Annotated in this window: 8 protein-coding genes; 2 read left to right on the top strand and 6 right to left on the bottom strand. The window is 42.8% G+C overall.

Going from position 1 to position 9,707, the window contains the following annotated elements; all coding sequences use genetic code 11:
- Together Q0037_RS07360 and cphA are read right to left on the bottom strand one after the other, a co-directional pair.
- Positions 1-1,113: hypothetical protein (locus Q0037_RS07360; RefSeq protein WP_297516999.1), on the bottom strand; the 1,113-nt coding region annotated here is incomplete at its 3' end.
- 93 nt (positions 1,114-1,206) lie between these two features.
- Positions 1,207-3,822 carry a cyanophycin synthetase gene (gene cphA / locus Q0037_RS07355; RefSeq protein WP_297516998.1) on the bottom strand — a complete coding sequence of 872 codons (2,616 nt, stop codon included), beginning with the start codon at positions 3,820-3,822 and terminating at the stop codon, positions 1,207-1,209.
- A 233-nt stretch (positions 3,823-4,055) separates the two neighbouring features.
- Between cphA and Q0037_RS07350 the strand changes: the two genes are divergently transcribed.
- Positions 4,056-4,928, top strand: a complete 873-nt coding sequence (locus Q0037_RS07350) for a cyanophycinase (protein ID WP_297516997.1) — start codon at positions 4,056-4,058, stop codon at positions 4,926-4,928.
- Between the two features lie 74 nt (positions 4,929-5,002).
- Complete coding sequence (locus Q0037_RS07345) at positions 5,003-5,854, top strand: isoaspartyl peptidase/L-asparaginase (protein ID WP_297516996.1); 852 nt, start codon at positions 5,003-5,005, stop codon at positions 5,852-5,854.
- 257 nt (positions 5,855-6,111) lie between these two features.
- Here Q0037_RS07345 and rplT read toward each other — a convergent pair whose 3' ends face one another.
- The 4 genes from rplT to thrS form a co-directional block, all read right to left on the bottom strand.
- Entirely contained in the window at positions 6,112-6,456 is a 345-nt protein-coding gene (rplT, locus tag Q0037_RS07340; protein ID WP_073363906.1) for a 50S ribosomal protein L20, read from the bottom strand.
- 93 nt (positions 6,457-6,549) lie between these two features.
- Positions 6,550-6,747: a 50S ribosomal protein L35 gene (rpmI, locus tag Q0037_RS07335; RefSeq protein ID WP_073363905.1), complete on the bottom strand. Its 198-nt coding sequence runs from the start codon at positions 6,745-6,747 to the stop codon at positions 6,550-6,552.
- A 98-nt stretch (positions 6,748-6,845) separates the two neighbouring features.
- The gene (gene infC, locus Q0037_RS07330; protein ID WP_073363903.1) at positions 6,846-7,397 is read right to left on the bottom strand and encodes a translation initiation factor IF-3; all 552 of its coding nucleotides are present in this window, start codon (positions 7,395-7,397) and stop codon (positions 6,846-6,848) included.
- Positions 7,398-7,434: 37 nt separating this feature from the next.
- Positions 7,435-9,381: a threonine--tRNA ligase gene (thrS, locus tag Q0037_RS07325; RefSeq protein ID WP_297516995.1), complete on the bottom strand. Its 1,947-nt coding sequence runs from the start codon at positions 9,379-9,381 to the stop codon at positions 7,435-7,437.
- Between the last annotated feature and the right edge of the window lie 326 nt (positions 9,382-9,707).

The following is a 9,707-nucleotide window of genomic DNA, read 5'->3' as shown; positions in this document are numbered from 1 at the left end:
TTCTTGTCCTTGCTCTTGAATGCAAAAGTACGCTCCACTATTGGCTTTAAACGATTTAGTACGTTCCTGATTTTTATCGTTTTTATACGTTATGGAAACCGTTTTTCCAAATCGGTCGGCCGTATTTTCAGGAAGTACTTGCCCCGTTTGGTTGACATCCAACATTTGAAAATTAATACTCAAAATCCCAGTGTATTTTACACCTTCTTCATCAATTAAGTAACCTGGTTTTTGGTAGATATTGACACTGCGCTCTTTGGCTAAATTGATTTTCGCTTGTTGTAATTGCTGTTGTTCCATCTTCGCTTGATGGTTCAACATATACCCACGACTCACTAAGTCGCACAAAAATTCGTACAAAAATGTGCTGTTGGTATTGTTGTATTGACTTTTGATATAAAAATCATAGTTTTTTCCATCATAGGTTTCAATACGGTATTTATAAAAATCCATGGCGGTATTGGATAATCGCGCTACGGGTATCCCATCCAAGTCATAAACGGTCACATATTGATTAACGCCATTGCCCACTACATAGGGTTTGGCTTGAATACTTCCCACTATCGTCAGTCGGCCGTTGAGGCTCATTGTAATGCTATTATCGGCTTTGATTTGGGGATTCAAAGAACTCTTTACTTGCTGCACTTTGCGTTTTTGTTCGTCGGCTTCAAACTTGGCAGAGGCTACGATTTTGCCATATTTTTCACTCAAGGATTCTCGCGGTGTATCAAAGAATGTTTTAAGCGCATCTTCATTGATCCCTTTTTCGTTGATAAGATTGTATTTTACTGCCAATAAGTGCACAATAATTCGATCGGAGTTAAAGGCGGTAATCAGCACTTCATACGGAATTTCTGTTTTTTGTTTTCCATCGGCCGAAGTAATTTCCAACCAATTATACATTTGCATTTCATTGGCATTAAGCCCTTTGTATGCGACAGTAAATCGTTTTTCACCACTCAACGTTCCTATTTCCAAATGGTCGCGATAGGGTTCTTTGACCGTCGCTACTTCCACTTTATCCCATAGAACTTTGTCTTTTTTTAATTGAATTTTCTGGGCCATAGTGGTCAAGCTCAAAGTCAAGCACCACAATAGAATAACTTTTTTCATTTTTTTTGATTTTCAGTAAAGGTACAGTTAAATTTCTAGCCAAAAAAACCGATGCGTAAACACCGGTTTTTCTATTTTTATTTCACAAGTGACTTAACTTTCTTGCTCTTTATCCAAATATTCTTGGACAATTTCAATGGCATTCGTTACCACATCACTCAAAGCTGTAATAAAGCTTCCTTCTTCTGCCGTACTGATGGCATGCTTGATGGCCTCGGTTTCTTTGGTAATTATTTCATGAGTGACACTCGATCCACTTTCTTGAATTCCCTCCATAATGAGTCCGATAATTTCCTCTTCTGTACGGCCACGTAAGTGTTTTTCTTGTCGAATGATAATATGATCAAACATACGGGCGGCAATCGTTGCACATTCTTTGATATCCTCATCCCGACGGTCACCAACTCCGGCAATGATGCCAATTTTTTTGGTGGCTTCTATATTAGATAAGAATTCTTCAATGCCACGGTAGCCCGCAGGATTGTGCGCAAAGTCGATCATCACTTTGAATTTTTTAAACTCAAAAATGTTCATACGTCCGGGCGTTTGTGCCGCTCCAGGAATAAACGTTTGTAATGACAAACTGATATCTTCGGTTTTGAAACCGTGAAGATAGCCTGCTAGTGCAGCTGCCAAGACGTTGGCAATCATAAATTTGGCTTTTCCACCCATGGTCAGCGGAATGTGAGTCGCGCGTTCCACACGGATTTTCCATTCCCCGCGTTTGATGGTGATGAATCCATTTTCGTACACCGCTACAATTTTGCCTTCTTTTGAAAGTTCCCGTGCTTTGGGACTGTTTTCATCCATCGAAAAATAGGCGATTTGGCAACTTAAATCCTGTGCAATTTTCATACAATGCTCGTCGTCGGCATTCAAAATAGCCCAACCGTCTTTTTTTACACTGCGAACGACCACACTTTTCACGCGGGCCAAATCATCCAAGGTGTGAATATCTTGGAGTCCAAGATGATCCTCTTGAATATTGGTAATAATGGCAATATCACAGCGGCTAAAACCCAAGCCTGAGCGAAGAATTCCACCGCGAGCGGTTTCTAAAACGGCAAATTCCACTGTGGGATCTTTTAAGATGTATTCGGCCGAAATCGGTCCCGTGGTATCGCCTTTTTCCATCATATGGTTTTGAACGTAAATCCCGTCGGAAGTGGTAAAGCCCACGCGGAAACCATTGTTTTTGACCATGTGCGCAATCAAACGGGTGGTTGTTGTCTTCCCATTGGTTCCCGTAATCGCAATAATCGGAATGCGCGATGGTTTTCCAGGGGGGTACAACATGTCAATAACTGGAGCTGCTACATTCCGTGGCAATCCTTCTGAAGGGGCTAAGTGCATTCGGAATCCAGGTGCTGCATTTACCTCCAAAATACATCCTCCCGTTTCTTTGAGGGGTTGCGTTAAATTCGGCGCCATGATATCAATACCACAAACATCCAAGCCAATCACACGAGCGATGCGTTCACACAAGAAAATATTTTCAGGGTGCATCATATCGGTCACGTCTACAGAGGTTCCGCCTGTGCTGAGATTGGCAGTGGATTTTAAATACACAATTTCATCTTTGGCGGGGACGGTATTCAAATCATACCCTTTTTTGGTTAAAAGGTCAGTAGTATCCCGATCCACCGTAATTTCGGTCAACACATTTTCGTGTCCGTACCCACGACGGGGATCTTTATTGGTTTCAGCAATTAATTGTTGGATTGTATTTACGCCATCGCCCTTTACATGTGCAGGTTCGCGCAATGCCGCAGCCACGAGTTTGTTGTCGATTACCAATACGCGAAAATCAAATCCCGTGATAAATTTTTCAACAATAACTCTTCGGCTGTAGTTTTTGGCGTGGGCGAGCCCCGCTTTGGCATCATCTAAATTTTGCACATTGATGGAGGCCCCTTTGCCGTGGTTTCCGTCCAAGGGTTTGATGACAATGGGAAAGCCAATTTTTTTGATGACCATTTCCAAATCTTCTTCATCCACACAAATGCCTCCACTGGCTACGGGTATTGAGGCCATATCCAACATGCGTTTGGTTTCTTCTTTATTGCAGGCAATATCTACGGCGATGTTACTGGTTTTACACGTAATGGTCGCTTGAAAACGCATTTGATTAATACCATAACCCAATTGTACAAGTGAGTTGGTGCCCAAGCGAATCCAGGGAATATCACGTGCTACGGCTTCATCCACGATACTTCCTGTGGAGGGACCGAGACGAACCCGCTCCCGAATTTCTCGCATTTTTTGAATATCGGCTTGTACATCATAGTCGGTTCCTGCAATCAAAGCCTCGGCGATACGCACAGAAGCTTCTGCGGCATACATGCCTACGCTTTCTTCGACATAACTGAAAACGACATTATACACGCCAGGTGTTTTGGTTTCCCGCGTGCGACCAAATCCGGTTTCCATGCCGGCAAGCGTTTGGATTTCAAGGGCAATATGTTCAATCACATGGCCCATCCAAGTTCCGCGATCAATACGGGAAAAGAATCCACCGCGCACTCCTTCTGAGCAACGGTGTTCAATCATGGTAGGGAACATAGCTTCGATGCGTTCGCGAAATCCTGAAATTTTGTTAGTGGGTTTTTCTTCCATGTCTTCCAGGTCGAGTCGCATTTGGATTAGTTTTTTGCGTTGTACACTCCAAATATTGGGTCCACGTAGGGACTGAATCTTTTCAATTTTCATAAAACAAGGGTCTAGGGTTGAATTTAGCTAACGAATTTGTTAAAAATAGGGAATTATTTTTTTGATTGGATGAATTGATTGCGAAAAAATAAAATTCATGAACTATACTTCTGAAATTCAGTAAAATGATGCCTTTTTTAATTTCTGAAGTCGTGGAAAACTTGGGTGAAAACTCATGGGGTATTTGTGAGGAAATCGTTTGTAAAATGTGTTGAAATGGTTATTTTTACCTCATGAAAATACTAGGAAAATTGATCATTATCGGGGGGGCAGTAGACAAAGGAAGTTTTACCGAAACCGATTTGGATACGACAGCGCCTCAAAACTTGAACTTCTTTGAGGAAGGTATTTTAAAACGTATCATCAAAGAATCCTTACATAAAGAAAATTCGCGTATCGAAGTGATAACGACGGCTTCGAAAATTCCAAGACAAATCGGACCCGAGTACGTGAAAGCGTTTAATTATCTCGGCGCACACAATGTCGATATATTGTATATCGAAAAACGCGAACAAGCTATGGATCCAGAGATCATTCAGCGTTTACGAGAAGCCGATGTGGTGATGTTTACGGGAGGTGATCAATTACGATTGACTTCTATTTTAGGAGGCACTCCCTTTCACGATTTATTATTGGATAAATACCGTAACGAGCACTTTATTTATGCTGGAACTTCGGCAGGTGCGGCCGCAGCTTCTAACAATATGATTTACCAAGGAAGCAGTAGCGAAGCCTTGTTAAAAGGAGAAGTGAAAATCACCTCAGGATTGGGATTAATTGACGATGTAGTGATTGATACGCATTTTGTACAACGCGGACGCATCGGACGTTTGTTCCAAGCTGTGGTCGGCAATCCCAAAGTATTGGGTGTTGGACTCGGAGAAGATACGGGATTGTTTATTGCGAATGGAAAGCAGATGGAAGCGATTGGATCCGGATTGGTCATTTTGGTCGATGGACGCGAAATTAAAGATACCAATTTGACGCAGGTTGAATTGGGACAGCCCATTTCCATTAACCATTTAGTGACCCATGTGTTGAGTAAGAACGATACCTTTGACTTGGACACGTTTAAAATGACCATCAAATCCTCACAATACGTTTAATTTTTTTACAGGGAGTAAAGGATTAACCTGAAACCTGACCCCGAAGTCTCGGGAGAAACCTGAAACTTTTTTTAATGAATTCCACACGAATCATCATCCACGGCGGATTTTTTTCGGAATCGTCGACTAGTCAAGAAACGAAAGTAGCCAAACAAGAAGCTTTATTGCGGATTGTCAAAGAAGCGTATGCCTATTTGCAAACACACTCGGCCTTAGAAGCGGTGGTTTATGCGGTGTCGTTATTAGAAGATGATGCCTTATTTAACGCGGGGATTGGATCGCAAATACAAAGCGATGGCAAGATTCGCATGAGTGCTTCGTTGATGGATAGTGTAACGATGAAAATGAGTGGCGTGATCAATATTGAAGAAGTAAAAAATCCGATTCAAGTGGCGCAGCATTTACTGGCGGTGGATGATCGAATATTAAGTGGAGAAGGAGCAACGGCTTATGCGCGTGCCAACGGATTTGAAGCCTTTTCGACCGAAATTCCGCAGCGTCGCGCTGAGTATGAAGCCAAACTCGCTGCTTTGCGTTTGGGCACGGTAGGTTGTGTGGCCTTGGATGCACAGGGTCGTATTGCGGTAGCCACATCTACAGGAGGCAAAGGATTTGAATTGGTGGGTCGGGTGTCGGATTCTGCAACGGTAGCGGGCAATTACTGCAATGCTGACTGCGGTGTGAGTTTGACGGGCGTAGGCGAAGACATAGTTTCGGGCGCGGTTGCAGCCAAGATTGTGACCCGCGTGACCGATGGTTTTGCACTAGAAGATGCTTTTGCCAAAACGTTTGCTGAGTTAACCCCTTTTGACGGATTTGCAGGTGCGATTGCGATTACGAAAGACGGGACAATGTTCCATCAAGATTCCCATCCGAGTATGGTGTTTGCGAGTTATGATGGGGAGAAGGAAGAAGTCTTTGAATAAGAGAAAAGAGGAAAGAAGAAAGAAGAAAGATATAAGAAATCCCGATTGATCATCGGGGTTTCTGTTTTATACGGATTTGCGTGAAGGATCGCAGCGGCAGCCCGAAGGTGGAGCGTTAGCGGAACCGCACGGCTATAGCGGAGCGCCTGACAGCGGCGGAAGTATGGAGCCGGTGGCACGCCCAAAAATAAAAAATCCCAACCTTTCGATTGGGATTTGATATAGTGAGTAAATTGAATCTGGTTGTACAAACGTTTTTATTTTACTTTATTCACGATAGCTTTGAAAGCTTCTGGGTGATTCATCGCTAAATCAGCCAATACTTTACGGTTCAATTCGATACCGTTTTTCTTCACTAATCCGATGAATTGTGAGTAACTCATTCCTTCTAAACGAGCTCCAGCGTTGATACGCTGAATCCATAAAGCGCGGAAGTTTCTCTTTTTCTGCTTTCTATCACGGTATGCATAAAGCATTGCTTTTTCTACCGCGTTTTTAGCAACTGTCCAAACGTTTTTACGACGGCCAAAGAAACCTTTAGCCTGCTTCATCATTTTTTTTCTACGTGCTCTTTTAGCAACTGAATTTACTGATCTTGGCATAATTTTTTAAATTTTTTTGAAGTAGGCGCACAATTGAATGTGCTTGATGGGCCCAGCTTCAGGGTTATGAAATAATTTTAACCGTAAAGGCAATTATACAATACGTAATTGCTCTTTTACACTACGCTCGTCACTTGGGTGAACCAAAGCCGCGTGCGTTAACGCTAATTTGCGTTTTTTAGACTTTTTAGTCAAAATGTGACTTTTAAAAGCGTGCTTTCTTTTGATTTTACCAGAACCAGTCACTTTAAAGCGCTTTTTGGCACTGGATTTTGTTTTCATTTTAGGCATAATTTCCCAAATTTATTACGATTCAATTTACTCAATTTCATACCGCGACGACGGTTTGCTTCGAATACTTCCGAAGTATATACGTCGGTAAGGCGGGTTTATTTTTTCTTTTTGGGTGCGATGAACATAATCATTCGCTTCCCTTCCAACACCGGAAGTGCTTCTACTTTTCCGTGTTCTTCCAAATCTTGCGCCAAACGCAACAACAAGATTTGACCTTGTTCTTTGTAAATGATCGAACGGCCTTTAAAGAATACAAAAGCTTTCAATTTCGAACCTTCTTTCAAGAACTTTTCGGCGTTCTTCTTTTTGAATTCGTAATCGTGCTCGTCGGTTTGTGGCCCAAAACGAATTTCTTTTACCGTAATCTGCGAGGATTTGGCTTTTAGTTCTTTTTCCCGTTTCTTTTGTTGGTACAAAAACTTGCCATAATCCATCAATTTACATACCGGCGGATCGGCATTTGGTGAAATCTCCACCAAATCCACTTCCAATTCCTCGGCCAGGCGCAAGGCTTCCGTGATTTTATAGACTCCGGGTTCAACGTTGTCACCTACTAAACGAACCTCCTGCACACGAATATTTGTATTGATACGGTGTGCGTCTTTTTTTTCTTCGCGAGGTTTGTAACTACCTCTGTTATTTCTAATTGCTATGGCTTTTTTATTTTATCCTGTTGCCAGGGGGTTATACTTCAAATGATTTTAATGATTTTCCGATTTCTTCTTGTACAAGTCCAACAAAATCTTCAATAGACATCGTATTGTTTCCTTTGCCTTCTTGACCATGACGGCGCACGGAAACCGTTCCGTTTTTCTCCTCTTCTTCTCCCACAATCAACATAAACGGCATTTTTTGCATCTCCGCTTCACGGATTTTCTTGCCAATAGTCTCGTTGCGGTTATCAATTAGGGCGCGAATTTCGCTATTTTCCAGCAAACTTAAAACTTTTTGTGCATAATTTTCATATTTCTCACTCAAAGACAGGATGATAGCTTGTTCGGGCATTAACCAAAGAGGGAAATTTCCAGCCGTATGCTCAAGTAAAATCGCGATAAACCGCTCCATCGAACCAAAAGGCGCGCGGTGAATCATCACGGGGCGGTGCAACTTATCATCCGACCCTTTGTAGGTTAGCTCAAAACGCTCGGGTAGGTTGTAATCCACTTGAATGGTTCCCAACTGCCAGCTGCGACCCAAAGCATCTTTTACCATAAAGTCAAGTTTCGGACCGTAGAAGGCGGCTTCACCACTTTCAATTACATAATTTAGTCCTTTGTCACGGGCTGCATTGATAATCGCGTTTTCTGCCTTTTCCCAGTTTTCAACGCTACCTATATATTTATCGGGATTGTCTAGGTCACGCACCGAAACTTGTGCTGTAAAGTTTTCAAAGCCCAAGGAACCGAAGACATACAATACCAAGTCAATTACCTTTTTGAACTCCGAATCCAACTGTTCTGGCGTACAGAAAATGTGGGCATCGTCTTGTGTGAATCCGCGCACACGGGTCAATCCATGCAATTCTCCCGATTGCTCGTAACGATACACCGTTCCAAATTCGGCATAACGCTTCGGTAAGTCTTTGTACGACCAAGGTTTGGTGTTGTAAATTTCACAGTGGTGTGGGCAGTTCATGGGTTTCAACAAGAACTCTTCTCCTTCTGCAGGGGTATGTATGGGTTGGAAACTGTCGGCTCCGTATTTGGCATAGTGTCCCGAAGTCACATACAATTCTTTTTGTCCAATATGAGGCGTAACCACTTGTTCGTAACCCGCTTTCTTTTGTGCACGCTTTAAAAACTGCTCCAAACGATCGCGTAAAGCCGCTCCTTTGGGTAACCATAATGGTAAGCCCTGACCCACTTTTTGAGAAAATGCGAATAATTCCAACTCTTTCCCCAACTTACGGTGGTCACGACGTTTGGCTTCCTCCAGCAATTCCAAGTACTCGGTCAAATCTTTCTGTTTCGGGAACGAAATCCCATAGACACGAGTCAATTGCTTGTTTTTTTCATCCCCGCGCCAATACGCTCCCGCAACACTCATGATTTTCATCGCTTTGATTAAGCTGGTGTTCGGAATATGTCCCCCGCGGCATAGATCAAAGAAATTCGAGTGGTCACAAAACGTAATCGTGCCGTCATCCAAGTTAGAGATCAACTCGGTTTTATATTCGTTGTCTTTATACACGGCTAAGGCCTCCGCCTTGGAAACCGACCGCATTTTGAATTCATGTTTCTCACGTGCAATCTCTAATACGCGGTCTTCGATTTTTTTGAAATCGGCATCCGTTATTTTATGCTCCATGAAATCCACATCGTAATAGAACCCATTATCGATAGCAGGACCGAGGGTTAACTTGATGCCAAGGTAGATTTCTTGCAAAGCTTGCGCCATGACGTGCGAGGTAGAATGCCAAAAGGCTTTCTTCCCCTCCAGATCATTCCATGTGTACAATACCAAACTGCCGTCCGTGGTTAAAGCCGTTTCGGTTTCCACCGTCGTGCCGTTAAATGAGGCCGAAATTACATTTCGCGCCAATCCTTCACTAATACTTTTGGCCACTTCCATCGGAGTCACGCCCGCGGAAAACGCCTTAATCGAACCGTCTGGTAAAGTAATCTGAATCATTCCGTTTATTTTAATGGAGTGCAAATATAAGGTATTGGTGTGTCCCTACAAACAATGATACTATATAATATGTATGCTTTTTTTTGGCAGCACCTTATTTTCGGGTTCTTGCGTGAGCGGCTTCCCGTGCTATGCTATACCGGCCCCTTTTGCTAGCGCACCGGGGCAGGGTGCCGCGTCGCCCGGGGCTGTGTTGTGGGCTTACTACTGCAGAAGAATGCCTTAAAATTGTGCTTTGAAAAAACCAATACCAAAAAATTCGCTTTTTTCACGACGTTTTTGGGGTGTTGTATTTTCTAAAACCAACCCAAATTAGGCCGTTTGAA

Source organism: Flavobacterium sp. (assembly GCF_027482425.1).
In the GTDB taxonomy this organism is placed as follows: Bacteria; Bacteroidota; Bacteroidia; order Flavobacteriales; family Flavobacteriaceae; genus Flavobacterium.
This window is presented reverse-complemented; position numbering and strand designations above follow the sequence as displayed.

Excerpts from the sequence above, each read along its gene's own strand:
- Q0037_RS07345 (WP_297516996.1), top strand. The coding sequence starts at position 5,003 with ATGAATTCCACACGAATCATCATCCACGGCGGATTTTTTTCGGAATCG.
- Q0037_RS07350 (WP_297516997.1), top strand. The coding sequence starts at position 4,056 with ATGAAAATACTAGGAAAATTGATCATTATCGGGGGGGCAGTAGACAAA.
- cphA (WP_297516998.1), bottom strand. The coding sequence starts at position 3,822 with ATGAAAATTGAAAAGATTCAGTCCCTACGTGGACCCAATATTTGGAGT.
- rpmI (WP_073363905.1), bottom strand. The coding sequence starts at position 6,747 with ATGCCTAAAATGAAAACAAAATCCAGTGCCAAAAAGCGCTTTAAAGTG.
- rplT (WP_073363906.1), bottom strand. The coding sequence starts at position 6,456 with ATGCCAAGATCAGTAAATTCAGTTGCTAAAAGAGCACGTAGAAAAAAA.
- thrS (WP_297516995.1), bottom strand. The coding sequence starts at position 9,381 with ATGATTCAGATTACTTTACCAGACGGTTCGATTAAGGCGTTTTCCGCG.